General features: G+C 70.8%; 21 protein-coding genes. 13 read left to right on the top strand and 8 right to left on the bottom strand.

The window, feature by feature from the left end; translation table 11 throughout:
* Positions 1-168 precede the first annotated feature (168 nt).
* The 3 genes from nirB to PA27867_RS05490 are packed head-to-tail and all read left to right on the top strand — an operon-like array spanning position 169 to position 5,209.
* Positions 169-2,940: a nitrite reductase large subunit NirB gene (nirB, locus tag PA27867_RS05500; protein ID WP_066594250.1), complete on the top strand. Its 2,772-nt coding sequence runs from the start codon at positions 169-171 to the stop codon at positions 2,938-2,940.
* Between the two features lie 19 nt (positions 2,941-2,959).
* The gene (gene cobA / locus PA27867_RS05495; RefSeq protein WP_066599183.1) at positions 2,960-4,045 is read left to right on the top strand and encodes a uroporphyrinogen-III C-methyltransferase; all 1,086 of its coding nucleotides are present in this window, start codon (positions 2,960-2,962) and stop codon (positions 4,043-4,045) included.
* Between the two features lie 39 nt (positions 4,046-4,084).
* The gene (locus PA27867_RS05490) at positions 4,085-5,209 is read left to right on the top strand and encodes a uroporphyrinogen-III synthase (protein ID WP_335582792.1); all 1,125 of its coding nucleotides are present in this window, start codon (positions 4,085-4,087) and stop codon (positions 5,207-5,209) included.
* A gap of 40 nt (positions 5,210-5,249) precedes the next feature.
* Here PA27867_RS05490 and PA27867_RS05485 read toward each other — a convergent pair whose 3' ends face one another.
* Entirely contained in the window at positions 5,250-6,128 is an 879-nt protein-coding gene (locus PA27867_RS05485) for an LLM class flavin-dependent oxidoreductase (protein ID WP_066594244.1), read from the bottom strand.
* 162 nt (positions 6,129-6,290) lie between these two features.
* On the opposite strand from PA27867_RS05485, the gene PA27867_RS05480 reads away from it, so the two are divergent.
* From PA27867_RS05480 to PA27867_RS05460, 5 genes are all read left to right on the top strand, one after another.
* Entirely contained in the window at positions 6,291-7,052 is a 762-nt protein-coding gene (locus tag PA27867_RS05480) for an SDR family NAD(P)-dependent oxidoreductase (RefSeq protein WP_066594243.1), read from the top strand.
* A 55-nt stretch (positions 7,053-7,107) separates the two neighbouring features.
* Positions 7,108-8,226 (top strand): M4 family metallopeptidase, encoded by a 1,119-nt coding sequence (locus PA27867_RS05475; protein ID WP_066594240.1) that lies wholly within the window; start codon positions 7,108-7,110, stop codon positions 8,224-8,226.
* Between the two features lie 99 nt (positions 8,227-8,325).
* A complete protein-coding gene (locus tag PA27867_RS05470) occupies positions 8,326-8,592 on the top strand; it encodes a protealysin inhibitor emfourin (RefSeq protein ID WP_066594237.1) in 267 nt (88 codons plus the stop codon).
* Between the two features lie 197 nt (positions 8,593-8,789).
* Complete coding sequence (locus PA27867_RS05465) at positions 8,790-9,893, top strand: hypothetical protein (protein ID WP_066594236.1); 1,104 nt, start codon at positions 8,790-8,792, stop codon at positions 9,891-9,893.
* A gap of 64 nt (positions 9,894-9,957) precedes the next feature.
* Positions 9,958-10,383, top strand: a complete 426-nt coding sequence (locus PA27867_RS05460; protein WP_066594234.1) for a pyridoxamine 5'-phosphate oxidase family protein — start codon at positions 9,958-9,960, stop codon at positions 10,381-10,383.
* Between the two features lie 55 nt (positions 10,384-10,438).
* On the opposite strand, the gene PA27867_RS05455 is transcribed toward PA27867_RS05460, so the two are convergent.
* Positions 10,439-10,897 carry a hypothetical protein gene (locus tag PA27867_RS05455; protein WP_066594233.1) on the bottom strand — a complete coding sequence of 153 codons (459 nt, stop codon included), beginning with the start codon at positions 10,895-10,897 and terminating at the stop codon, positions 10,439-10,441.
* Between the two features lie 88 nt (positions 10,898-10,985).
* Between PA27867_RS05455 and PA27867_RS05450 the strand changes: the two genes are divergently transcribed.
* On the top strand, positions 10,986-11,234 hold the full coding sequence (locus tag PA27867_RS05450) for a DUF167 domain-containing protein (RefSeq protein WP_066594232.1): 249 nt from the start codon (positions 10,986-10,988) through the stop codon (positions 11,232-11,234).
* On the opposite strand, the gene PA27867_RS05445 is transcribed toward PA27867_RS05450, so the two are convergent.
* Both PA27867_RS05445 and PA27867_RS05440 read right to left on the bottom strand, forming a co-directional pair.
* Entirely contained in the window at positions 11,231-11,602 is a 372-nt protein-coding gene (locus tag PA27867_RS05445; protein WP_066594231.1) for an FKBP-type peptidyl-prolyl cis-trans isomerase, read from the bottom strand. The genes PA27867_RS05450 and PA27867_RS05445 overlap by 4 nt on opposite strands.
* 173 nt (positions 11,603-11,775) lie before the next feature.
* Positions 11,776-13,035: a PrsW family intramembrane metalloprotease gene (locus tag PA27867_RS05440; RefSeq protein ID WP_066594229.1), complete on the bottom strand. Its 1,260-nt coding sequence runs from the start codon at positions 13,033-13,035 to the stop codon at positions 11,776-11,778.
* Positions 13,036-13,177: 142 nt separating this feature from the next.
* On the opposite strand from PA27867_RS05440, the gene PA27867_RS05435 reads away from it, so the two are divergent.
* From PA27867_RS05435 to PA27867_RS05425, 3 genes are read left to right on the top strand one after another with little or no spacing between them, the layout of a single operon-like run.
* A complete protein-coding gene (locus tag PA27867_RS05435; protein ID WP_066594227.1) occupies positions 13,178-14,953 on the top strand; it encodes a DNA-3-methyladenine glycosylase 2 family protein in 1,776 nt (591 codons plus the stop codon).
* A 4-nt stretch (positions 14,954-14,957) separates the two neighbouring features.
* Positions 14,958-15,833 (top strand): fumarylacetoacetate hydrolase family protein, encoded by an 876-nt coding sequence (locus tag PA27867_RS05430; protein ID WP_066594222.1) that lies wholly within the window; start codon positions 14,958-14,960, stop codon positions 15,831-15,833.
* A complete protein-coding gene (locus PA27867_RS05425; protein WP_236900844.1) occupies positions 15,823-16,623 on the top strand; it encodes a glycosyltransferase family 2 protein in 801 nt (266 codons plus the stop codon). The genes PA27867_RS05430 and PA27867_RS05425 overlap by 11 nt, the downstream gene beginning before the upstream one ends.
* Here the strand turns inward: PA27867_RS05425 and PA27867_RS05420 are convergent.
* The 4 genes from PA27867_RS05420 to PA27867_RS05405 form a co-directional block, all read right to left on the bottom strand.
* A complete protein-coding gene (locus PA27867_RS05420) occupies positions 16,605-17,519 on the bottom strand; it encodes an alpha/beta fold hydrolase (protein ID WP_236900843.1) in 915 nt (304 codons plus the stop codon). The two genes, PA27867_RS05425 and PA27867_RS05420, sit on opposite strands and share 19 nt — an antisense overlap.
* A 55-nt stretch (positions 17,520-17,574) precedes the next feature.
* On the bottom strand, positions 17,575-19,227 hold the full coding sequence (locus PA27867_RS05415) for an aspartate ammonia-lyase (protein ID WP_084020727.1): 1,653 nt from the start codon (positions 19,225-19,227) through the stop codon (positions 17,575-17,577).
* Positions 19,228-19,353: 126 nt separating this feature from the next.
* Positions 19,354-20,781: an NCS2 family permease gene (locus tag PA27867_RS05410; RefSeq protein ID WP_167550821.1), complete on the bottom strand. Its 1,428-nt coding sequence runs from the start codon at positions 20,779-20,781 to the stop codon at positions 19,354-19,356.
* Between the two features lie 241 nt (positions 20,782-21,022).
* The gene (locus PA27867_RS05405) at positions 21,023-22,657 is read right to left on the bottom strand and encodes a carboxylesterase/lipase family protein (RefSeq protein WP_066594221.1); all 1,635 of its coding nucleotides are present in this window, start codon (positions 22,655-22,657) and stop codon (positions 21,023-21,025) included.
* A 122-nt stretch (positions 22,658-22,779) separates the two neighbouring features.
* Here PA27867_RS05405 and PA27867_RS05400 point away from each other — a divergent pair, with 122 nt between their 5' ends.
* On the top strand, positions 22,780-24,054 hold the full coding sequence (locus PA27867_RS05400) for a uracil-xanthine permease family protein (protein ID WP_066594219.1): 1,275 nt from the start codon (positions 22,780-22,782) through the stop codon (positions 24,052-24,054).
* Positions 24,055-24,148 lie beyond the last annotated feature (94 nt).

The raw sequence follows: 24,148 nt of genomic DNA, 5'->3' as shown, positions 1-24,148 counted from the left end.
CCGCGTGTCGGTCATCGTGCGAGGCCGTGACGATCGCGTAACGAAGACCTCTCAGCGCTCCGGCAATGACGTGAGGCGCCCGTCACACTCCGTTACGTCGGGGACACGGTAGAGAAATCGCCGACTTTTAGGCTGACGAAACAGCTCACGACTCGGAAAGGCCATTCCATGGACAACGTCACTCCCGCCCCGGATTCCTCCGGCACGCCCCGACGCGTCCTGGTGATCGGCGGCGGCCCCGCCGCCCACCGGTTCACCGAGGCCATGGCCGCCCGCGCGGCCGCGGCCGGCACGATCGCACACACCGTGACGGTCTTCGGCGAGGAGCCGCACCTCCCCTACGACCGGGTGGCCCTGTCCCGCCGGCTGGTCGATTCCGAAGACCTCACCCTGGGCGACACCGCCCTGTGGGCCTCCGACACGATCAGCTACCGCGGCGGCAGCACGGTCGTCGGGCTCGACACCAGTGATAAGGCCATCACGCTGGCCGACGGCGAACGGGTGCCCTACGACGACCTGGTCTTCGCCACCGGGTCCGCCGCCACCGTGCCGCCCATCCCCGGCGCCGAGGCCGGTCACGTCTACCGCACCCTCGAAGACGTCGACTTCCTCGTGGCCGAGGTCGCCCGACTGCGGGAACGCCTGGGCCGCCCCGCCAACGTCGTCGTCGTCGGCGGCGGACTGCTCGGCCTGGAGGCCGCCGGCGGCCTCGCCCGGCTCGGCGCCGCATCGACCCTGGTGCACTCGGGCGCCTGGCTGATGAGCGCCCAGCTCGACGAGGGCGCGGGCCAGGCCCTCGGCCGGCTGATCGGCGCGCAGGGCATAACCCTGGCGCTCGGCACCCGGCCCACCGAGATCCTCCGCTCCCCCACCGGCCGGGTGCTCGGCGTCGCGCTCACCAACGGCTCCCAGCTGCACGCCGACCTCGTGGTCTTCTCCATCGGCATCACCCCGCGCGACGAACTCGCGCGGGCCGCCGGCCTCGAGCTGGGCCCGCGCGGCGGCATCATCATCGGCGACGACTGCCGTACCTCGGCCGCCGATGTCTGGGCGATCGGCGAGGTCGCCAGCATCGACGGTGTCTGCGTGGGCCTGGTCGCCCCGGCCAACGCCATGGCCGAGGTCGCCGCCGACCGGCTGCACGGCGGTGAGGCGCTCTTCCCCGGCATCGACGACGCCACCAAGCTCAAGCTTTCCGGCGTGGAGGTGGCCAGCTTCGGTGATGCCCTCGGCCGGACCGAACACTGCCTCGAGGTGGTCTACGCTGACCCCGCCCGCGGCCTATACCAGAAGATCGTGGTCACGGGGGATGCCAAGACCCTGCTCGGCGGCATCTTCGTCGGTGACGCGTCACCGTACACCTCGCTGCGTCCGTTGCTCGGCCGCGAGCTGCCCGCGGAGCCCGGCGCCTACCTCTCCGCCGCGGGCGCCGAACCGCCGGCCAACAGCGACCTGCCCGACGACGTGCAGCTCTGCTCGTGCAACAACGTGTCGGTCGGCGCCGTGCGTGAGGCCATCCGCGGCGACCACGGCGAGGCGTGCACCGAGCTCGGCCCGCTCAAGGCCTGCACCCGCGCCGGCACCCAGTGCGGCTCCTGCGTTCCGCTGGTCAAGAAGATCCTCGAGACCGAGCTGAAGAAGGCCGGCATCGAGGTTTCCAAGGCACTCTGCGAGCACATCGCGTTCAGCCGCAGCGAACTGTTCGAGAGTGTGCGCATCCTGCAGCTCACCTCGTTCGACGACATCATGGAACGTTTCGGCAGCGGCCTCGGCTGCGACATCTGCAAGCCGGTCATCGCGTCGATCCTGGCTTCGCAGACCAACGGCTACGTGCTGGATGCCGGCCGCGGCGGCCTGCAGGACACCAACGACCGAGCCCTGGCCAATATGCAGAAGGACGGCACCTACTCGGTCGTGCCGCGCATCCCGGGTGGCGAGATCACCCCGGCCAAGCTCAAGGTGATCGCCGAGGTCGCCGAGCAGTACAACCTGTATACGAAGATCACCGGCGGCCAGCGCATCGACATGTTCGGCGCCCGGCTCGAGCAGCTGCCCGAGATCTGGACGATCCTCGTCGACGCGGGTTTCGAGTCCGGGCAGGCCTACGGCAAGAGCCTGCGCACCGTGAAGAGCTGTGTCGGCAGCACCTGGTGCCGCTTCGGTGTGCAGGACGCCGTCTCCATGGCCATCCAGCTCGAACTGCGCTACCGGGGGCTGCGGTCGCCGCACAAGTTCAAGCTCGGTGTCTCCGGCTGCGCCCGCGAGTGCGCAGAGGCCCGGGGCAAGGACGTGGGAATCATCGCCACCGATCAGGGCTGGAACCTGTACGTGGGCGGCAACGGCGGTTTCCAGCCGGCACACGCGCAGCTGCTCGCCCAGGACCTCGACGACGACACCCTGATCGCCTACATCGACCGCTACCTGATGTACTACATCCGCACCGGCGACCGGCTGCAGCGCACCGCGCGCTGGCAGGAGGAACTGCCCGGCGGGCTCGACCACGTGCGTGATGTCGTGGTGAACGACAGCCTGGGCCTGGCCGCCGAACTCGAACTGGCCATGTCCGCGCACGTGGGCAGCTACGAGGACGAGTGGGCCGCCACGCTCAAGGACCCGGAGCGGCTGCGCCGGTTCCGTTCCTTCGTGAACGCACCGACCACCCCCGACCCGGCCATCGTGCAAGTGCTCGAGCGTGGCCAGCCACGGCCGGCCTGGCCGGCGGAACGCGAAGCCGCCGCGGCCCAGGTCGACGGTTCCGGTTCGCCCCGGAGCGCTGCCCGCCCGGCCGAGTACCTCGGCGTCAGCGTCAACGAACCGTCGGACGACGACACCCCCGCCACCGGGCCGGTCATGTTGTCTGGCCCGCGGATCCCGCTCCGCCCGTCGGGTGACGCCCCGCGTCACGCACATTCCGCCTCGGCGACAGAACAAGGAGAATAGGCCCATGCCGCACAGGTCCCTGGACATCAGCCTCGACGTGACGGGCCGCCGCGTGCTCGTCATCGGCGGCAGCCGGCCCGCACGTCGGGTGATCGCCCGCTACCGGGCCGCCGGCGCGGTGGTCTACCTCGCCGCCGACACCTACGAGGTGCCCAACCCGCTCGTGCGCGCAGTGGCCTGGCCGCAGTCGGCCGCCAACTGGCGCGACCTGGTGGCGGCCGTCGACCTCGTCGTCGCCGTCGATGTGCCCGCCCCGGCCGAACCGCTCCTCGCCGCCGCCTGCGCCGAGCGCCGGGTGTGGCTCACCCGGGAGGTTGCCGCGCCGGTGGCCCGCACCGGCCACGTCACCCTCGTCGGCGGCGGCCCCGGCGACGACGAACTGCTCACCGTCGCCGCCCGCCGGGCTCTCGCCGGCGCCGACATCGTCTACTACGATCGCCTCGGCCCGCACGAACTGCTCGACGACTGGGCGCCCGGCGCCGAACAGGTGAACGTGGGCAAGCACCCAGGCCACCACGCGGTGCCGCAGGCCGAGATCGAACGGATGCTCGTGGCAAGCGCCCGCTGCGGCCTCACCGTGGTGCGCCTCAAGGGCGGCGACCCGTTCGTGTTCGGCCGCGGCGGCGAGGAGATGGCCGCCTGCCGCGCCGCCGGCGTGCCCGTCACCGTGATTTCCGGGGTCACCAGCGCCATCGCCGTGCCGGCGCTCGCGGGCATCCCGGTCACCCACCGGGAGGTGTCCCGGCTGTTCACCGTGCTCAGCGGCCACGTGCCGCTCAGCGAAGAGGAACTTGCCCACCTGGTGGGCCTGGGCGGCACCATCGTGGTGCTCATGGGTGTGGGAACCCTGCCGCACCTGGCCAGCGGACTGGCCCGCCACGGCATGGCCGCCGACATGCCCGTCGCCATCATCGAGCGCGGTTTCTCGGACCGGCAACGCACCACGGTGGCCGACATCGACAGCGTCGTGCGGGTCGCCGGAGAAGTCGGCGCCCGCTCCCCCGCCGTCCTCGTGATCGGCGAGGTCGTGCGCCTGGCCGGCTGCGACGACGCCGCGGCCGTTGCGGTGCTCGCAAACGCCGCTACACTCTCAGGCCAGAGGTAACGCAAGCCCCCAGAACCATCGGAGACTCAAGTTAACGACATCGGAATAGAAGCGGGCCTGCCCGGCTTCCGCCCGGACCAGCTCGACGGGTTCCGCATCGGCGTCACCTCCGACCGCCGCAGCGAAGACCTGATCGCCGCGTTCGAGAGGCGCGGCGCCGACGTGCTGCATGCCCCCGCCATCCGCATCGCGGCCGCCGCCGACGATTCGCGCATCACCGCGGACACCGCGGCGATCATCGCCGGCCGCCCCGACATCCTGCTGGCGACCACGTCGTACGGGGTGCGGCGCTGGTTCGAGGCGGCGGATGCGGCCGGCCTCGGCCACGACCTCACCGAGACCCTCGAGCACAGCCGCATCTTCGTGCGCGGGCCCAAGGCGCGCGGGGCGATCCGGGCAGCCAACCTGGACGACTCGGGTATGAGCGCCGAGGAGACCACCCGGTCCCTGGTGGACAAGGTCCTCGCCGAGGGCGCGACCGGGCTCACCGTGGCGGTGCAGCTGCACGGGTTCACCGACGAGTCCCAGATCGAACGGCTGCGCGAGGCCGCCGCCACGGTGCTCACTGTGGCGCCGTACCGGTGGTTGCTGCCGGAGGATTCCAGCCGGGTGCAGAAGCTCATCGACGCTGTCTGCACGGGCTCACTGGATGCCGTGACCTTCACCAGCGCCCCCGCCGTCGAGGCCCTGTTCGGTGCCGCGGATGGCGCGGGCCGCCTCGAGGCGCTGCAGGAGGCCCTGCGCGGACCGGTGGTCGCCGCCGCTGTCGGGCACGTCACGGCGGCTCCCCTGGTGGCGGCCGGAATCACGCCGATCGTGCCGGAGCGGTTCCGGATGGGGGCGCTGATCAAGCTCGTCTGCGATTACCTCGAGGACGAACGCGTGCTGCGCCTGCAGAGCAGGCACGGCCTGGTCGAGCTCCGCGGCCGGCGGGTCTCCGTCGCCGGTGCATCCGCCCTGCTGGCGCCGACCTCGCTCACCCTGCTGCGCGCCTTGCTCGCCGCCGGCGGGTCGGTGCTCTCCCGGGCCGATCTCACGGCCGCCCTGCCGGAGATCCAAGACGACCATGCCGTCGATGTGGCCATCAGCCGCCTGCGCCAAGCCCTGCCGGTGCCCACCCTGGTCGCCACCGTGATCAAGCGCGGCTACCGCATCGACGTCTAGCTCCCCCGGAAGCCCGCCAGACCAGCGCGACTTGGCGCGACTAGGCGAGGCGGGCGGCGACCTCGTCGAGGACCGACTCCGAGCCGGCGTAGATGCCATCTGACCGGGGCCAGTGGCTGATCACGTCGGTGAAACCGAGCTCGGCGGCGCGGCCGACGGCATCGTCGAACGCGCCGACGCTCTGCAGCGAGTACGAGCCGCCGCTGTCCAGCGAGAGGTACCGGTCCACCGTCGCCGCGTCGCGCCCAGCCGAGGCGAGAGTGTCATCGAGCCGGTGCACCAGAGCGCCGACCGCGCTCCACCACTCCTCGCCGGTCGCACCGTCGGCGCCCGTGGTGACCCAGCCGGCGCCGTGCTCGGCCACGAGCCTGAGCCCCTTCGGCCCGTTCGCCGCGATCACGAACGGCAGCCGCGGGGTCTGCGCCGGGCGGCCCACCATGCGGGCATCGACCGCCGTGAACCACTCGCCGGTGAAGCTGATGCCGCCGGCGGCCGGCTCCTCGTGGCGCAGCAGCACATCGAGATCGGTCACGAACTCGGCGAAACGCTCGTGCCGCTGCCGTGGCGTGTACGCCTCCTGGCCGAGGACGAAGGCATCAAAACCGGTTCCGCCCGACCCCACGCCCAGGGTGAGCCGTCCGCCGGAGATCTCGTCGACGGTGGCGAGTTCCTTGGCGAACGGCACCGGGTGCCGAAAATTGGGCGAGGCCACGAAGGTGCCGAGGCGGATGCGTTCCGTCACGGCCGCCGCGGCCGTGAGGGTGGGGATCGTGGCGTGCCACGGCTGGTCGGCCAGGCTGCGCCAGGACAAGTGGTCGTAGGTCCAGGCGTGCTGGAACCCATACTCTTCGGCGCCCTGCCACCGGCGGCGGGCCTCCGGCCAGTCGTACTGGGGCAGGATCACGATTCCGTAGCGCATACCCGCAGTCTACAAAGGGGCCCCGACACCGGCACCGTCCGCGTCCGCCCACCCCGCGCCGTGCCGGGCGGACGGTGCTATGAATGGTGCGTTCGCGGCACGACCACGAACGCCCTATCTCGGCCGTCAGGCGGCCGATCCCGGATTGCAAAGGAGCACCCGATGGTTTCCACACTGACCCCGGACCGGTTCGCCGGCCAGACCGCCATCGTCACCGGAGCCGGCTCCGGGATCGGCAAGGCCACGGCCGTGCGCCTCGCGCAGGAGGGCGCCCGGGTGATCGCCGGTGACGTCGTTCCCGCACGGCTCCAGGAGCTCATCGACCAGTACCCCGACCTCGACATCGTCACGGTCGACGGCGATATCAGCCACGAGGACACGGCCACCCGCCTGGTCGCCGCGGCGAACGGGCGCATCGACGTCGTGGCGAACGTCGCGGGCATCATGGACGGCTTCCTGCCCGTCGGCGAAGTCGACGACGCCACCTGGGAACGCGTGTTCGGCATCAACGTCACCGGGATCATGCGGCTGATCCGGGCGGCCTTGCCCGTCATGGTCGCGGGCGGCGGCGGGTCGATCGTCAACGTCTCGTCGGAGGCCGGCCTGCGGGGAGGCGCCGCCGGAGCGGCCTACACGGCGTCCAAGCACGCCGTGATCGGCCTCACCCGCAACACCTCGGTGATGTACTCGGCCCAGGGCGTCCGGTGCAACGCAGTGGCGCCGGGCGGCGTGCAGACCAACATCGAGGCGCCGATGCTCTCGGCCCTGGCCGGCTCGGTGCTCGGACCGGTCTTCCAGCATGTGCTGCCGCCGGTGGCCACGGCTGAACAGCTGGCCGCGGCCATCACCTGGCTCGCGAGCACCGATTCGGCCAATGTGACCGGCATCGTGTTGACCTCTGACGGCGGCTGGGCGGCGATGTGACGTTTCCCTCGCACCGATTGATGCGGATGTCGGTCCGTGCTGGCAGACTCTCCGCATGACAGGCACAGACCACACTCAGAGCCCCGTCCCATTCATCCAACCGGTGCGCTGCGGCATCGTTCCGCCGTACATCCTCGCCCGGCTGGCCGAGGCCGAAGACCCGCGCTTCTCCGTCGCATCCGAAGCCGCAAAACGGTCGCTCGGGCTGGACGCCCCGCTCCGGGGCCTGCGCGCGACAGAACGCCGCACCACCGCCCTGCCCAGGCCTTCGGCCCGGGCCGTTCCCGGCGTCATCCACCGCACCATCAGCGATGCGCTGCACCTCCAGACGCTGCCCGGCCGGGTGGTGCGCACCGAGGGCCAGCCGCCCGTCGCCGATGTCGCGGTCAACGAGGCCTACGCCGGCCTCGGTGACACCCACGACCTGTTCTGGCGCCGGTACCAGCGTGATTCCATCGACGGCCGGGGCCTGCCGCTCGACGCCACCGTGCACTACGGACGCGAGTACGACAACGCGTTCTGGGATGGCGAGCGCATGGTGTTCGGTGACGGTGACGGTGAGGTCTTCAACCGGTTCACCATCTCCCTGAGCGTGATCGCGCACGAACTCACCCACGGTGTCACCCAGTTCAGCGCGAATCTGGCCTACCAGGGCCAGTCCGGCGCCCTCAACGAGTCGGTCTCCGACGTGTTCGGCGCGCTGGTCGAGCAGTTCGCCGCCGGTCAGGGTGCAGCGTCGGCGAGTTGGCTGATCGGCGCGGGCCTGTTCACGGAGCAGGTGCAGGGCCAGGCACTCCGCTCGATGAAGGCGCCGGGCACGGCGTACGACGACGATGTCCTGGGCGCCGACCCGCAGCCGGCGTCGATGTCGGGCTACGTGGAGACCGAGGAGGACTACGGCGGGGTGCACCTGAACTCCGGTATCCCCAACCGGGCCTTCTACCTGGTGGCCGAGGCGCTCGGCGGCAACGCCTGGGAGGCCCCGGGCCAGATCTGGTACGACACCCTCACCGGGTCCGGCCTGACCTCCACGATCGACTTCGCCGGGTTCGCCCGCGCCACGGCCACGGCGGCCTCCGCACGTTACGGCCACGGGTCGGTCGAACACGACGCCGTGCTGGCCGGATGGGACGGCGTGGGCGTCACCCTCGGTCCGCTGCGAGCGGCCTCCTGAGCCGGCATCGAGCGGCCACCGTCCGCAGCGCCGCTGGGAAGGCTCTCCCGATCGGCCCGATATCCCCTGCCGCGGCGTTCCCGGACGTACCATAGGGCCATGAAGGTCGTCGTCTCACGCAGTGGGGGCATCGCCGGGCTCCGGGTCACCTGGGACGTGCAGGTCGACGAACAGCCGGATGCGGCGGCCTGGATGCAGTTCCTCGACACCCTGCCCTGGGACGAAGCCGAGGGCACCGCCCCCGAGCCCGACCGCTACGTCTACCGCATCCGCTGCGCACCACACGAGGTCGTGCTGGCCGAACCCCAGGTGCAGGGCGCCTGGAAGGACCTGGTCGACCGGGTTCGAGCCGTCAGCGAACGCTGAGCGTCGCAGCGCCAACAACATCCCGGCAGGTCGGTCGCGGGCGCCGGGCCGGCCGGATCGAGCCCCAATGGGTCCGACGTCACGGCCCCGTAATATATCGCCACGTGACGCACTGGTACAGTCGCCTAAACGGGGGTGCTGACTTCCCGTGTTCCTAGGGGGCCCTCATGGCTGCGTCACCATCACCTCGTTCACCCATGTCTGAGATCGGCGCCAGCGTCTCCTCGGCACCGGCCCGCCAGGACCCCGGCCGACCGCGCACCTTCCTCCGCCGTGGCCTCACCATCGCCTTCGGCCTGGTGCTCGCCGCGACCGCGGTCCTCGGCACCACCCCGGCGCCCGCGTCCGCGGCCCCCGTGCCCGGGTCGGTCACCCAGTGCAACGGCATCCAGAACGTCGGCGGCGAGGGCATCGAGTGCGACGTCACCGTGACCAACACCCTGGACGTGTCAACCGGCGTTTCGAGTTCGACCATCGTCGTGCGCACCTGCACCGGCGCCGCGAACGACGCCGTGCTCTGCACGGTCCTCCCCACGAGCTTCCCCACCGCCACGACCGTGGTCGACCAGTGCAACGGCTCCGGCAACGGCGGCGGCGGCACCGTGGTCTGCCGGGTCACCGTGGTCAACAACATCATCGGCGACACGACGCTGGCGACCGCCACGGTCAACCAGTGCGGCGACAGCGCCGGCGACGGCGGTGGCGACCCGGCCCTCAACTGCGCCCCCGTGCAGCTGACCACCAGTGCCACCATCACCCAGTGCAACTCCTCCGGACGCGGCGGCGGAACGCCCGGCCGCGTGACGTGCACCGTGGCCCCGTCCACCGCCAGCACGGCTCTGCCGGTCTCGATCACCCAGTGCATCGGTTCGGCCAACGGCGGCGGTGCGTTCGTCACCTGCTCCGCCTCGCTGACCCACAACGTGTACCCCGCGGGTACGGCCGTTCCCCCGGTCGGCACCCCCACCCCGACGCCGACGTCCGGACCGACAACCCCGCCGGCCACGACGCCGCCGTCGACCACCCCGCCGGCCACGACGCCGCCCACCAGCTCGACGCCGACCCCTACCCCCACCCCGACCAGCCCGGTGAGCCCGCTGCTACCGGTTCCCCCGGGCGGCGGCACGGGTAACGGCGGCGAACTGGCCGCCACCGGCACGGATGCGCTGCCGGTCTTCCTGGTCGCCGGCGGAGCGTTGCTGATCGGTGGCATCCTCGTCGCGATCATGCTGCTGCGCCGTCGGTCAGACCGCTCCGACGCCCGCACCGCACCCGCACAGCGCCCCACGCCCCTCGGCTAGGGCAACACGCCGCGGTCCACTCGGCGGCACTCGCCGAGTGGACCGCAAAGTGGGACTATGAAGCATGGACAACAACGACCTTGATCCGGTTCAGGTTCTCAGCGACGACGAGTGCTGGGAGCTGCTGCTCTCCTCGAGCTTCGGCCGGCTCGCGGCGGCCGTCGCCGACGACATCGAGATCTTTCCGCTCAACTTCGTCGCGGCCGATCAGCGCCTACTATTCCGCACCGCGGAGGGCACCAAGCTGCTCGCCCTCACCGTGAACAACAAGGTGGTCCTGGAAACCGACGCCATCGGCCGCTCGGATGCCTGGAGCGTCGTGGTGAAGGGAATCGCCCGGGTGCTCGACACCCAGGCCGAGATCGACGCCGCGAACGCTCTGCCGCTGCGCCCCCTGGTGCCCACCCTCAAGTACATCTGGGTGGAGATCACGCCCACCGAGGTGACCGGACGCCGCTTCGCGCTGGAGCCCGAGCCCGAGCGCTACTGAGCTACTCTCCAGACCGGCCGGCGCTCCCGGCCGGCGGCGCCAGCTCTGCGCCGGCTCAGTCGCCCGAGTCGCCGGGCTCACCGGCCGCGGCCGGGGCGGCTCGTTCCGCGCCCGAGAGCCCGATGAGCATGAGCACCGCGTTGCCATACGCATCCGCCGCCGTTGGCGCCTCGAACACATCGTCGGCGCCACGCACGTGCACGCTGACCCGGTAGCTTTCGTCGTCGAGCCGGTGCAGGGAACGGAAGGTCCCACGCAGCAGGGAGCGGAGCTGGTCCTCGCGGGGCAGCCAGAGCGCATCCTCGAGAGCGAGGGAATCGAGCGCCCACTCGGTCGTGCCGTTGAAGCCCAGGATGGTTCCGGTGTCGAACTCGTGGGCCTCGATGGTCATCTCGCTGACCGTGAAGACCTCGGAATCGAAGCCGGGCCGCTCGATGCGGAAGGAGTCGCCGGATGCCGGGTGCCAGCGCAGCCCTGCCTGCTGGAGGGCCCGGGCGCAGTCGATTGTGATCATGCCCCATTATCGGCGCGCGGTACCGTGGAATGCGAGCGTCTGACCCGGTACTCACACCGGTCGGCCAGCTCCGGCAGAATGGCAGGTCATGACGGTATCGGCGAAGATCGTGCACGTGCACGTGAAGCCGGGCAGCAGGAAGGGCCCGCTGGTGGAAGCCGACCCCGCCGGCACCGGAGTGTTCACGGTCTACCTGCAGCAACGGGCGGTGGAGGGCGCCGCCAACGACGCCCTGGTGCGTCTGCTTGCGAAACATTTCGGGGTGCCCCGGAGCGCCGTCGGCATTCTCCGGGGCCACCACTCACGAATCAAGCAGGTGCGTGTGGAGAGGTCCTAGCTCACGCCGAGCAGGTCGATCACGAAGATCAGGGTCTTGCCGGAGAGGCGGTGACCGGAGCCGGCGGGGCCGTAGGCCAGGTGCGCGGGAACGGTGAGCTTGCGACGTCCGCCGACCTTCATGCCGGGGATCCCCTGCTGCCAGCCGGCGATGAGGGAGCCGAGCGGGAAGTTGATCGACTGGCCCCGGTTCCAGGAGGAGTCGAATTCTTCGCCGGTGTCGTACTCGACACCGAGGTAGTGCACGTCGACGGTCGCGCCGGGGGCGGCCTCGGCGCCGTCACCGACGACGATGTCGACGATGTCGAGCTGTTCGGGCGCGGGGCCCTCCGGGAAGTCGAGTTCGGGCTTGGAGTTCAGATCAGTCATGAGTCCATCCAATCGGATTCCGGGCCCAGACGCACACCGAGAAATTCCCCCTTGCGCGAACGCGACGCCGGGGCGCATGCTTATCCCATAGAAACTCGTCGCACCGGGAGAGTTGTCGGCAGTGCCACACCACCGGGCGGCGAGTTTTCTCGTTCCCGCCGTCGGCGGCTACGTCAGCCGATCACCTCGGCGCGGTCCCGCATCAACAGGCCGAGCAGTCGGGCTTCCTCGGCGGTGTCGGTGCCGGGTCCCTGGCGGGCCTCCGCGGCGGGCCGCCGAGGCGGATGCGTCTCGGCGCTCACCAGGCGCTGGCGCACCGAGGCCAGCCGGGCCGCATCCACGATGAAGCGGTTCATCGCGAGCCGGCGGGCCTGCGGCTGCGCGGCCGCCCAGGCGCGCGCCTGCCGGCGGCCCCGCGGGGTGGCCAGCATCTCCACCTCGGCCGCAGTGAACCACCCGACCGCGGCGTAGTCCCCGAGCCGCCGCAGGGTGAGCCGTTCCTCCTGGCGGCGCAGCATGGCCACCACCAGGATCGCGCCGATGAACAGCGGAACCTGCACCAGGAAGTAGTAGCCCACCAGGGAGGCATCGTCGGTGAGGAAGTAGAACGCGCCGTTCCAGATCGCGTGCAGCAGCACGGCCGCGGCGAGGCCGAGGAAGACCAGGGCCAGATAACGCGACCCGCTCGCCCGGCGGGCGGCGAACCCGATGGCCAATCCCGTGCACGCCGTGAAGAGCACATGCGCGAACGGGGAGATCACCCCGCGCAGCAGGAACGTGACGCCCAGGTCGGTCAGGCCGCCGTCGAGCATCGCCACACCGAAGTACTGGATGTTCTCGGAGAAGGCGAACCCGGCGGCGATCATGGCCGCGTAGACGACCCCGTCGATGGGCCCGTTGAACTGCCCCCGGATCACCCAGAACAGCAACAGGATGCCGAAGCCCTTCGCCGCTTCCTCCACGAGCGGGGCCTGGATGACGGCCGCAGCGAAGTCGCCTTCCGGCCGGGCTACCCCGCTGGTGGCGACGACGATCTGCACGCCGAGATCGAACACCAGCGCCGTGACGATCGACACACCGGCGCCCCAGAGGAACGCGAACCACAGCGCCGGGCGCGGCTCCGGCTCCCAGCGATCGATCCAGCGCACTGCCAGGATCACCAGGGTGAGCGGGACCAGAGCGAGCACCAGGCAGACCAGCAGGGCGCCGGGGCCCAGGAACGTGGAGAGGTAGACCAGCACCAGCATCAGGGCAAGCGCGGCCAGGACGATGCCGATGGTCGCCCACACGATCGTGCTGACGTTGGTGCGGCGCACCGGAGTGCTCCAGACCGCGCTCTGGATGGGCACGCTCTGGGCGGGCACTGGATTCTGGGCGGGCACGGGGCTCTGAGCGGGCACCGGGAAGGGCTGCCCGGCCGGGTCGAGGGTCATGCCGCCAGCTTACGATGACCCGTGCACTCCTGCCGGGGATCCGGCCGGCCTGCAGGCCGCGCTTCCGCCCGGGGCGCCGGACCGTTACGGCGGTGTCCGATTCCCGCTACCGTGCGCGCCGGGATGCTGCCAGTCTGGAGGGGTGACCGAACCCACCCTCACCCCCGCACAGCACGGCGACGACCCCGTCTTCGCCGAACGGTACCGCGCCATGTCGTCGCGGGATGCCCGCTTCGACGGCCAGTTCATCACCGGGGTGCACTCCACGGGCATCTACTGCCGGCCGAGCTGTCCGGCCATGACGCCCAAGCCGGGCAACGTCTCGTTCTACCTCACCGCCGCGGCCGCCCATGAGGCGGGACTACGCGCGTGCAAGCGCTGCCTGCCCGACGCCGTTCCCGGTTCCCCGGAGTGGAACATCCGCGACGACCTTGCCGCCCGGGCCATGCGGCTGATCGGCGACGGCACGGTGGAACGGGAGGGCGTGCCCGGACTGGCCGGCCGGCTCGGCTACACCCCACGCCACCTCACCCGGGTGCTCGTGGCCGAGGTGGGCGCGGGCCCGCTCGCCCTGGCCCGCGCCCACCGGGCCCAGACCGCCCGGGTGCTGCTCACGAGCACGCACCTGCCCATCACCGATGTGGCGTTCGCGGCGGGCTTCGGCAGCATCCGCCAGTTCAACGAGACCATCGCCGCCGTCTACGAACGCACCCCGTCGGCCCTGCGCGCCGGCGCGCGGCCGTCCGGCGGGCGGGCCGGCTCCGGTCCCAGCACGGCACTGGCCAACGCCCGCATCGGCGGCACGGCCACCGTCAGCGCCGACGAGCGGGTCGGCGAGAGCGCGGGCATGTCGACCGGACAGGCGGACGCCGCCGGCTCCCGGATTAGTCTGCTGCTGCCCGCCCGCGCCCCCTTCGACGGGCAGGGCCTGCTGGACTTCCTGGGCGTGCGCGCCGTGGCCGGGGTCGAGCGCCGCACGGCAGACGGGTACGAGCGCACCCTGCGCCTCCCGCACGGCTGGGCGACCCTGCAGCTGGCCCTGGCCGGCACCGTCGACTCCCCCGCCATCTCCTGCACGGCCCGGTTGAGCAGCCTCGCCGACCTGGCACCCCTGGTGAGCCGGGTGCGCCGGCTCTTCGACCTCGACGCGGATGCCCAGGCCATCGACCGCGCCCTGGCCACCGACCCGGCCCTGGCCGGGTCGGTGCGGCGGACGCCGGGCATCCGGGTGCCGGGCAGCCTCGACGCCGACGAGACGCTGTTCCGCGCCCTGCTCGGCCAGCAGGTCTCGGTGGCGTCGGCTCGCACGGCGCTCGGCCGTCTCACCGCTGCACTCGGAGACCCGCTGCCCGGCGGCGCCGAGCCGGCAGATCCCGCACCCGACGGCACCGCATCGGACGGCACCGCATCCGAGCGCGCAGCAGCCGACGGTGCGGCCCGCGAGCACCCGGCGCCTGTCGATCCCACCCGCGCTCCGACCCTGCTGTTCCCCACCGCAGCCCGCATCGCGGAGCACGGCCGCGAGGTCCTGCGCGGACCCGCCGCCCGGATCGACACGATCGTGCGCGTCGCCGAGGCGCTGGCCTCCGGCGAGCTCAGACTCGACGTGGGCGAGAGCCGCGACGCCCTCCAGGCCCGGCTCACGGCCCTGCCCGGCATCGGACCGTGGACGGCCGGATACGTGGCCATGCGGGTGCTCGGCAGCCCCGACATCCTGCTCACGAGCGATCTCGCGCTGCGGCAGGGCGCCGAGCGGCTCGGCCTGCCCGCCCGGGCCGGCGACCTGGCCGGCCACGGCGGTCGCTGGGCGCCGTGGCGCAGCTACGCGGGCATGCACCTGTGGCGTGCGGCAGGAGCGGCGCCGCGACCGGCCGGTTCCCCGGGTCCCAGCGAGATGGGCGCGGCCCCGTTACGCTGAGAAAGTGAAGTTTGCGCACCTCAGAGTCGAAGGCCAGTCCACCCCCCGTCTTGCCATCGTGGTGGAAGACGAGGCGCTCTTCCTCGACGAGGTGATCGACGACGCCCCGCGCGATCTGCAAGACCTGATCGAAAAGGGCGCACCCGAGTTCGACCGGGTGCGCGCCCTCACCACCCACGCGCTGCAGCACGGCGCCAGCCTCACCCCGGTCGACGACCTCCGGCACTCCTCCGCCGTGCTGCGCCCGCCGCAGATCATCGCGATCGGCGCCAACTACGCCGCGCACTCCTCCGAGCTCAAGCTGCGCAGCGAGACCGCGGCCACCGTGTTCTCACTCTGGCCGAACTCGCTCACCGGCCACGAGGCCGTCATCTCCTGGCCCGCCGACCTCACCAGCCAGGTCGACTACGAGGCCGAGCTGGGCGTCATCATCGGCCGCCCGGCCCGCAACGTCTCGGTGCGTGACGCGCTGGACTACGTCTTCGGGTACACGGTCGTCAACGACATCACGGCCCGCGACCTGCAGTTCTCCGAGGCGCAATGGTCCAGGTGCAAGTCCTTCGACGGCTTCACCCCCACCGGCCCGCTCGTCGTCACGGCCGACGAGATCGCCGACCCGCAGAACCTCTGGCTGACCACCCACGTCGACGGGCGCGTCCTGCAGGATGCGTCGAGCGGCGATATGGTGCGCACCGTGGCCGAGATCATCTCGTACCTGTCCCTCACGTCCACGCTGCTGCCCGGCACCCTCATCTCCACCGGCAGCCCCGGCGGCGCGGGCTACAGCCGCAAGCCGCAGGTATTCCTCAAGGACGGATCGACGGTCACCGTCTCCATCGACCGCATCGGCCTCTTGACGACTCATTGCCGTGAAATCTGACCCCGCGGCGCCCCGCACGCCGATCACCGTCTCGGTGGTCATTCCCGTGTACAACGACGCCGACTTCCTGCGCACCTGCCTGCGCGCGCTGGCCGAGCAACGCCGGCCCGCCGACGAGATCATCGTGGTCGACAACGCCTGCACGGATGAGTCCGCCGCCGTGGCCCGCGCCGCAGGGGTGCGCGTGGTCACCGAGCCGCACCGCGGTATCTGGCCCGCCGCGGCCGCCGGCTACGACGCGGCCGGCGGCGCCGTGATCGCCCGGCTCGATGCCGATTCCGTGCCGCCCGTCGACTGGGTCGAGCGCATCGCGGACCGCTTCCAGGCCAAGCCCGGCATCTCCGTGTACACCGGCCCGGGCGACTTCTACGGCTGCGGCCCGGTCACGGCCCTGCTCGGCCGCCGGCTGTACATCGGCGGCTACTTCCTCTGGATGGGGCTGTGGCTGGGCCATCCCCCGCTCTTCGGCTCCAACTTCGCCATGCGCCGGGAGGTCTGGGCGGCCACCAGGGACCGGGTGCGCCGGGACAGCGACACCGTGCACGACGACCTCGACTTCAGCATGCACCTCGGCACCGACCACCCCGTCACGCTCGACCGCACCCTGCGGGTCGGCATTTCCGCCCGACCGTTCGGTACACCACGAGGGCTGGGCCGCCGGGTGGCCTGGGCCGGTCGCACCCTGTTCGCCGACTGGCCGGAGTATGCGCCGTGGCGCATCCGCCGTAATGCGGTCAGTCGCCGACCCCGATCCGGTGCCGCCGGAAGGGTTCAGGGCCCCCGCGCGTAGAGGGCGAGCATGTCCTGGGCCAGCTGGTTCGGTGTGGTCTCGCAGGGGCTGTGCCCCGCCGGGTAGACGCGCAGCTCCGCGCCGATGCGCCGGGCGAAGCGGCGGTGCAGTCGCAATCTCCACAGGTCGCGGTTGCCGACGGCGATGAGCGTGGGCACCGCGCTGCCGGCCAGTTCCCGGCGCACATCCGGGGTGTGCTTCATCAGGCGGATGATCTCGTCCAGGCTCTCGCGGCTGGTGTAGCCGAACCGCATCCGGGCGAGGGTTAGGCGCCCCGGACGGGTGTGGTTGCGGTTGGTCACGATCCCCCAGACCATGAGGGAGGCGATGGTGTGCGGCGGCACCACTCGGCTCACCGGACCGAGCCATCGCACCCCGCGGAAGGTCTGGCCGGGGTCCGGCGGGGTGGTGAGCAGCACCAGCGAGGCGAACAGGTCGGGCCGGCGGGCCAGGGTGAGCTCGGCGACGAGCCCGGCGAAGGAATAGCCGAGCACGTGCACTGGAGTGCGGCCCGACTCCAGGACGGCGATGAGGTCGTCGACGAAGAGCCCGTAGTCGTAGGCTTCGCCGGGCATCGGGCCCGCCGCGGCCGACTCGTACTGGCCGGCCAGGTCGAAGCTCTCCACCCGGTACCCGGCGCCGGCCAGGATCGGGGCAAGCAGCGCGAAATCTTCCTTCGACCCCGTGGCACCCGGCACGAGGACCACCCGCGGGTCGCCCGGCCGGCCCAGCGCCGTTGAGGCCAGACGCCCGCTGGGTGCGGAGAAGTCGTACCGTTCGGTGCCCGGCGGCAGGACCGTCCAGTCCAGGTCCGGCAGGGCGGCGTCCAGCGCCGCGAGCCCATCGAGATGGATCGGCTCGTGCCGGCGGTTGTTCGGCCTCACACGCAGGGACACGGCACCAGAGTAACCCCGAGTGGCGCCCTGTGCCCCTGCGTGTCGGTACTGCCGCCTACTCGATGATGGGGATGGAGGACGTGCCGGTGTCGGGCTCCATGCCGGAGAGCCGGGCCGGTTCGAGTTCCCGCATCACGTCATCCCTGGTCATCAGGTTGGCCTCCACCACGAGGTCGGCGACGTTGCGCCCGGTCAGCAGCGCGGTCTGTGCGAGCGCCGCGGCCGCGGCGTAGCCGATGTGCGGGATGAGCGCGGTGATCACGCCCACGCTGGAACCGACCATGGCCGCCAGACGGTCCTCGTTGGCGGTGATGCCGTCGATGCAGTTCACCCGCAGGGTCCACATCGCCTGGGTCATCCAGGTGAGGCTCTGGAACAGGTAGTGCGCGATGACGGGTTCGAAGGCGTTCAGTTGCAGCTGCCCGCCCTCCGCGGCCATCGTCACCGTCACATCCGCCCCGGCGACGGCGAACGCCACCTGGTTGACGACCTCGGGGATCACCGGGTTGACCTTGCCGGGCATGATGCTCGACCCGGCCTGCCGCGGCGGCAGGTTGATCTCGCCGAAACCGGCCTGCGGGCCCGAGGAGAGCAGGCGCAGGTCGTTGCAGATCTTGGAGAGCTTGATGGCGCTGCGCTTGAGGTTGCCGCTGAACGACATGAAGCTGCCGGCGTCGCTGGTCGACTCGATGAGGTCCGGTGCGGCCTCGAGGTTGAGCCCGGTGATCACGTTGAGGTGCCGGATGGCGGCAGCGGCGTAGCCGGGATCGGCCGTGATGCCGGTGCCGATCGCGGTGGCGCCCAGGTTGATCTCGGCGAGCAGCCAGATGGTCTCGGTGAGCCTGTCGTAGTCCTCGCCGAGGGTGGTGGCGAAGCCGTGGAACTCCTGGCCGAGGGTCATCGGCACGGCGTCCTGCATCTGGGTGCGGCCCACCTTGAGGATCTGCGAGAACTCGTCGGCCTTGACCGAGAAGGAGCCCTGCAGGGCCTTGAGTTCACGCAGCAGGTGCTTGAGGAAGAAGGCCAGTGCGATCTTGATCGCGGTGGGGTAGGTGTCGTTCGTCGACTGGCTGCGGTTGACGTGGTCGATGGGGCTGAGGATGTCGTACCGGCCGCGGCCGTAGCCGGCGTTCTCGAGGGCCAGGTTGCAGATGACCTCGTTGGCGTTCATGTTGGTGGAGGTCCCGGCGCCACCCTGCATGACGCCCACGACGAACTGGTCGTGGTGCTTGCCCTCGATGATCTCCTGGCAGGCGGCGTCGATCCAGTCGGCCCGTTCCTGGCTGAGGGCGCCGACCTCCGCGTTGGCGCGGGCGCAGGCCTGCTTCACGGACGCGAGGGCCACCACGAAGTCCGGGTACACCGAGATCGGACGCTTGGCGATGGGGAAGTTCTCCAGCGCACGCTTGGTGTGCACTCCCCAGTACGCCTCGGCCGGCACCTCGACCCGGCCGAGCGAGTCACGCTCGATCCGGAAGCCGGGGGTGGCTTCGGCGCTGTCGGTCACGGCGGGGGCGGGGCTGTTCGAGTCGATGAGTGGGGTGCCTTCCGGTGCTGCGTCCTGCTCGGGGGCCGGCGGCGCTGCCGGGGAGGAGCGAGTGGGGTGGGTGGGTGTCGGGCTGAGTGTTGAATCGGTGATCGTGGACAGGTTGCTGGGGGTGGTGTGCACGCTGGCTCCATTGCCGTCGGGGACGAGCTCATGGCTCATAACCGATTCACTCTATCGCGGCGAAACCGCCCCACACCGGAGCCGCACATTTCGCCCGCCAGGCGCAGCGAAGCGCTGCTCCTGCCGGGCTCGTCGCAAGAAAACGCAGCACATCCAGAGGTCCGGCTAGACGCCGAAGAGCACCTCGATGGGGCCGCGCACGAAGAAGACCAGGAAGCCGACCGCGACGATCCAGAGCAGCGGGCTGATCTCGCGGGCCTTGCCCGAGAGCGACCGCACGATGACCCAGCTGATGAAACCGGCGCCGATGCCGTTGGCGATCGAGTAGCTCAGCGGCATCACGATGATGGTGAGGAACACCGGCAACACGATGGAGAACTCGGAGAAGTCGATGAACCGGATCTGCGAGACCATCATGGCGCCCACGATGACGAGGGCGGCGGCGGCGACCTCGAGCGGCACGATCTGGGTGAGTGGGGTGAAGAACATCGCCGCGAGGAACAGAAGCCCCGTGACGACGTTGGCGAAGCCCGTGCGGGCGCCCTCGCCGATGCCGGCACCGGATTCGATGAAGACAGTGTTGGACGAGGACGACGTGGCCCCGCCGACGACGGCGCCGACACCCTCGACGATCAGGGCGGACTTGAGGCGCGGGAAGTTGCCGTTCTTATCGGCCAGTCCGGCCTCGTTCGAGAGCCCGGTCATCGTGCCCATGGCGTCGAAGAAGTTGGTGAACACGAGCGTGAAGACGAGCATCACGGCCGCGAGCACGCCGATGCGCTCGAAGGCGCCGAAGCTCACCTCGCCGACGAGGGAGAGATCGGGCAGCGCGACGATGCTCGTCGGCAGGACGGGGGCGTTGAGGTTCCAGCCGGCGGGGTTGGTGCCGAGCGACGGGCCGACCTTGAAGATGGCCTCGAGGATGACCGCGAGAACGGTGGTGCCGACGATGCCGATCAGTAGGGCGCCCTTGACCTTGCGGGCCACGAGCACGCCGATGAGCAACAGCCCGATCACGAACACGGCGGTCGGCAGGCTGGCGACCGAGCCGGCCTCACCGAGCTGCACGGGCGGGGATGCGACGCCGCTTGCGCGCACGAAACCGGAGTCGACCAGGCCGATGAACGCGATGAACAGGCCGATGCCCACGGTGATGGCGATCTTGAGCTGGCGCGGCACGGCCGTGAAGATCATCTCGCGCAGGCCCGTGGAGGCCAGCAGCACGATGATGAGGCCGTTGATGACGACCAGGCCCATGGCCTCGGGCCAGGTGACCTGGCCCACGACGCTGACGGCGAGGAACGAGTTGATGCCGAGGCCCGCGGCGAAACCGAACGGCAGGCGCGCGATGATGCCGAACAGAATCGTCATGACGCCGGCGGTCAGGGCGGTGACCGCGGCGACCTGGCCGTTGGGCAGCCAGTTGCCGGCCACGTCCACCGCGGCCTGGTCGGCGCTGAAGCCGCCGAGGATGAGCGGGTTGAGGATGACGATGTACGCCATGGTGACGAAGGTCACCAGGCCGCCGCGCACTTCACGAGCCCAGGAGGATCCGCGCCGGGTGATTTCGAAGTACCGGTTGATCGCCGACATCGGCCCGGTGCCCGTGGGCTCGGTACCCGTCGGGCCTGTGCCTGTCGGGCCTGTGCCTGTCGGGCCTGTGCCCGAGGCGGCCGGGCCGATGGGCTCAGCGCCGGGTGTGGTGGATGCGGAGGCTGTGGGCTGGTGCTCTGATGCGGAAATGATGCTCTCCAGATAGACGGTCGGCGGCGCGCCAAACGACTCAGTCTACGACCAGGTTCGCCGCGGGTGGAAATCAACCCAACCGGCCTGGTCAAACGTGCGGTACGAAGGCTCCCCAGGCGACCCGCCGCTCGGCGTGCGGATCCGACACCACCCGGTCCCGGGTGTCGATGATGAGGGTCAACCGATCGGCTTCGGTGTACGCCGGCCAGGCTTCATCCGGTCTCCCCGTACGGGCGAAGCCGAGCCACCAGAGCTGCATGCGCGCACCGATGGCCTTGAATGCCCGCCGTCCACCGAGAACCGTCATGCCGCGGCCGAACCAGCCGTCGAGCCGGTCGAACAGGGGGAAGAGCTCCAGGCCGTGGGTGGCGTCAAGGCCCATCCGGCGCAGCAGCCTGGGTGCGGCGTCGAACCTGTAGAAGTGCACGGGCGCGTACCGGGAGTGTCGCTCGGCCACCTTGACGCTGGGGTACCAGAACGAGTAGTCGCCGCCGAAGTCGAGCGCGGCACGCGGAGCGGGCATGCCGGGGTACTGCGCCTTGAGCGCCTTCCTGGCCTTCTTCTTGGTGTTCGCGAAGACCGCCCGCATGCGCGGCGGCGTCGACGCCAGGATGTCGATACGACCGCTGAACAGGGAGCCCTCCCGCTCGTTCGTGCCGATGATGAGCGGGATGCGGTGAGCCCGGCCGTCCTTGAAAGCGTCGAGCGGCCGCTCCGGGAGGAAGTCGCCGTCGATGACCGGGCAGAGCGGGATCGTGCCCGGGTACAGATCGGGCGAGCGCACCGTGAGGGTGGTCGTGGCCCCGGCGAGGCGGGCGGGCTCGGCTTCGAGCAGCAGTCGTACGGCCTGGGCATCGGTGAGGCCGGAGAGGATGGGCGGTTCGCCCTGCGGCTCGTCGGCGGTGTGCGGTTCGTCCGGCTCCACGGTGGCGGCAGGCTTCGGCGCCCCCGACGTCTGGTCCGCGAGGATCCGCACGAAGCTCGCCGCCCACTCGGCGGTGAGCTCCGGCGGGTACACCGCGTTCGGCGGGGCGCTCTGCGCGATGGCCCGCTGGAACAGCCCGGCGGCCGCCGGAACGGTCATCAGGGTGGTCACCGCGTTGCCGCCGGCCGATTCGCCGAACAGGGTCACCGCATCCGGGTCGCCGCCGAAAAGGCGGATGTTGGCGCGCACCCAGGCGAGGGCTGCCACCTGGTCGCGCAGGCCCAGGTTGCTCTCGAACGGGCGCTCGGGGGTGGAGTAGCGGCTGAAGTCGAGGTAGCCCAACGCCCCCAGCCGGTAGTTGATGCCCACATAGACGATGCCGCCGCGGCGCACCAGGCCCTCGCCCTGGCGGGGATTCTCCCGCGAGGACCCCACGCTGTATGCGCCGCCGTGCACGAACACCATCACGGGGCGCAGCGCCTCCTCGTCGGTGGGTTCATCGGGGGCGATCACGTTGAGGTTCAGGCAGTCCTCGCTCTGCGGGATGCGCGGGTGCGCTCCGATGAACTGGCCCTTGTGGCTCTGGGTGGCAACCGGGCCGAACTCGGCCGCGTCACGCACTCCCGGCCACGGCTGTACCGGTGCCGGCGCCCGGAACCGCAGCGCTCCGACCGGAGCCGCCGCATAGGGGATGCCGCGCCAGGCCCGGATGCCACGTTCGCGCACGCCCCGCACCGTGCCGCCGGACACCGTGACCTCGAGGGGATCGTGGGCGCGGGTGCCGGCATGCGAAGTCATGGGGTGATCCTAATCCGGTCCGCTGACCCCCGGGCAAACTCGGTGACGGCTGCGGCGGAGCACTACGCTCAGCTAGGGCCGCCCGGATGCGGCCGACCGGCTTGAACAGAAACGAGACTCGAATGGCACTGCCCTGGACCCTGCACGGCGACGGTAAGACTGTCGGCGCGACCGACGTCGTGGCCCCGGGCGAACGTCTCAACTGGCCCATCACGATCGGCATCGGCGCCCAGCACGTCGTGGCGATGTTCGGTGCCACCTTCCTGGTGCCGCTGATCACGGGCTTCCCGCCGAGCACCACCATCCTGTTCTCCGGCATCGGCACGCTTCTGTTCCTGCTGATCACCCGCAACAAGCTGCCGTCCTACCTGGGGTCGTCGTTCGCATTCATCGCCCCGATCACGGCCGCCGTCGCCACGGCCGGCATGGGCAGCGCGCTGTTCGGCATCCTCGCGGTCGGTGTGCTGCTGGCCGTCGTCGGCGCCATCGTGCAGGTCGCCGGCGCCGGCTGGATCGACGCGCTGATGCCGCCCGTCGTCTCCGGCGCTATCGTCGCGTTGATCGGCTTCAACCTCGCGCCGGTCGCCAAGGCGAACTTCAGCGACGCACCGCTCACCGCCGTGATCACCCTCGCCGCCGTCATCCTCAGCACGGTCCTGTTCCGGGGCATCCTCGGCCGCCTGTCGATCTTCCTGGGCGTCATCGTGGGCTACGTGGCCGCGCTCATCCAGGGCGAGGTGGACTTCAGCAAGGTCGGCGACGCCGCCTGGGTGGGCCTGCCCCCGCTGACCCTGCCGACAAACCCGTTCGAGAACCCTGCAGTCTGGGCGATCCTGCCGGCCTTCCTGCCCGTGGTGCTGGTGCTCATCGCCGAGAACGTCGGCCACATCCGCGGCGTCGCGCAGATGACCGACAGTTCGGTCAACAAGCTCACCGGCCGGGCGCTGCTCGCCGACGGCCTGGCCACCGTGCTGGCAGGCTTCGGCGGCGGCTCGGGCACCACCACCTACGGTGAGAACATCGGCGTCATGGCCGCCACCCGCATCTACTCGACGGCCGCGTACTGGGTCGCCGGCATCACCGCGGTGCTGCTGGGCCTCTCCCCCAAGGTGGGCGCCGTCATCAGCACCATCCCGGCCGGCGTGCTCGGCGGCGTCACGACGGCCCTCTACGGCCTCATCGGCGTCATCGGCGTGAAGATCTGGCTCGACAACAAGGTGGACTTCAGCAAGCCGGTCAACCAGTTCACGGCCGCAACCGCGCTGATCATCGGCATCGCCGACTACACCTTCAGTGCCGGCACCCTCACGTTCAACGGCATCGCGCTGGGCACCCTGGCCGCCATCGTGATCTACCACCTGATGACCTGGATCACGCGGCTCCGCCGCACGGCCTAGAACCCCTCGCCCCTCCGCTTCCTCCCGCGAACGCCCACGGCGCACTCGGCCCCGGCTGGCTGCGCCAGCTGTCTGCGCCGGCAAGCGCAGGTAC

It is taken from the genome of Cryobacterium arcticum, assembly GCF_001679725.1.
Lineage (GTDB): Bacteria > Actinomycetota > Actinomycetes > Actinomycetales > Microbacteriaceae > Cryobacterium > Cryobacterium arcticum_A.
The sequence above is the reverse complement of the archived record's forward strand: the minus strand, read 5'-3'. Positions and strand labels throughout refer to the sequence as shown.